This is a genomic window from Streptomyces sp. NPDC101166 (assembly GCF_044768125.1).
In the GTDB taxonomy this organism is placed as follows: Bacteria; Actinomycetota; Actinomycetes; order Streptomycetales; family Streptomycetaceae; genus Streptomyces.
The window spans coordinates 1-1,333 of record NZ_JBIWPF010000150.1 but is presented as its reverse complement, the minus strand read 5'-3'; the positions used below and the strand labels follow the sequence as shown (position 1 = coordinate 1,333).

The 1,333-nt window shown below is 66.3% G+C and carries 3 protein-coding genes; all 3 read right to left on the bottom strand.

From position 1 onward, the window contains the following. Positions 1-649, bottom strand: a 649-nt coding sequence (locus ACIRS4_RS37210) for a Dyp-type peroxidase (protein ID WP_404204544.1), incomplete at its 3' end; no start/stop codon positions are given. Positions 650-734: 85 nt separating this feature from the next. Beyond that, positions 735-1,061 (bottom strand): cupin domain-containing protein, encoded by a 327-nt coding sequence (locus ACIRS4_RS37205; protein ID WP_404204542.1) that lies wholly within the window; start codon positions 1,059-1,061, stop codon positions 735-737. 105 nt (positions 1,062-1,166) lie between these two features. Continuing rightward, positions 1,167-1,333, bottom strand: a 167-nt coding sequence (locus tag ACIRS4_RS37200; protein WP_404204546.1) for a dihydrofolate reductase, incomplete at its 5' end; no start/stop codon positions are given.

The window sequence follows — 1,333 nt, the reverse complement described above, 5'->3', positions numbered from 1 at the left end:
AATTCGCGGGCTGTTCGGCCGCGTCGAGCTCGTAGTCGTCGAGTTTGGTTCGCCCGATGACCTTTTCCTGCTCGGTGGTCGAGAGCGATTTCCACGAATCCAGGTCGTGCAGGTACTTCTGCACGGTCACGTAACTGCCACCGGCGAATTCGGGATCCTCGTCACCCACCAGCGCGGCGGTGACGGCCAGCTGACCCTCCGGATTCTCGGTGCCGTCCACGAAACCGAGCAGATCGCGCTGCTCGAAATAGCGGAACCCCACCGTCTGATCCACGATCGTGCCCGCCCCGGACAGCCGCTCGGCGATCTTCATCGCCAATTCGAAACAGGCGTCCTGGGTTTCGGCCTTGATGTGGAACAGCAGGTCGCCCGGCGTGACCGGGGCCTGGTGCTGCTCGCCCAGGTAGCCCGGAAACTCGTGCAGCTGTGCGGGTTTCGGCCCCGCGAACAGGCGGTCCCAGGCGGCGGACCCGATGCTGGTGATGCACGCGAGGCCGGAACCGGGCACCCGGAAACCGACGGAACGCCGCAACCCGGGCAGATCTGCGAGCAAATCCCGCGCCACCGACTCGCCACCCTCGTCGATGGTCACGACGAGGAAGATGGCCGCCGGTGTGAGCGGGTCGAGGATCGACTGTGGCTCACCCATGGGCACCACCCTAGGCCCTGCCGCCGACCACCGAACCGTCCGGTACGTCCGTGTCAGGTTCGCGCCGTGCGAACGCCCCGGTGGGCTACTTGGCGACGGTCAGCAGAAACGCCACGTCATCGATGGCTTTCACACTGTGCCGTGCGTTCGGGATCACGATCAGATCGCCGGCCGAGCCCTTCCACTCGTTGGCGCCACTGATCAACACCAGCACCCCGCTGATCACCATGAGCGTCGCCTCGCCCGGATTCTCGTGCTCGGCCAGCGTCTGTCCGGCCGTCAACGCGATCACCGTCTGCCGCAGCGAATGCGTGTGGCCGCCGTAGATGGTCGACGAACTACGCCCGCTCGACGCCGTGGCGGCCAGCTTCAGCTGCTGGCGAGCAACCGCGGTCAGCGACTTCTTGTCCATGGACTGCCTTTCGCCGGGGTATCGCTGAGTATGCCGGACACACCCGGGGCGCTCGGCGGTTTCGGCGCGGTGTGTGCGGGAATTGCCGGACGAGGAATCCGCGCGTTATATGCGGGGCCGCGTATAACGACGGAATCGATAGCGCAGACCCGTCGACGACTCCCGCCAATCGGCCGCCTCGGCCCGCCACTGCCGGTCGATCGCCGGAGCGACGGTGTCGCCGTCGATATCCGCGTCGATCTCGGTGACCCTCAGCTCCGTCGCGAAAGGCA

Excerpts from the sequence above, each read along its gene's own strand:
- ACIRS4_RS37205 (WP_404204542.1), bottom strand. The coding sequence starts at position 1,061 with ATGGACAAGAAGTCGCTGACCGCGGTTGCTCGCCAGCAGCTGAAGCTG.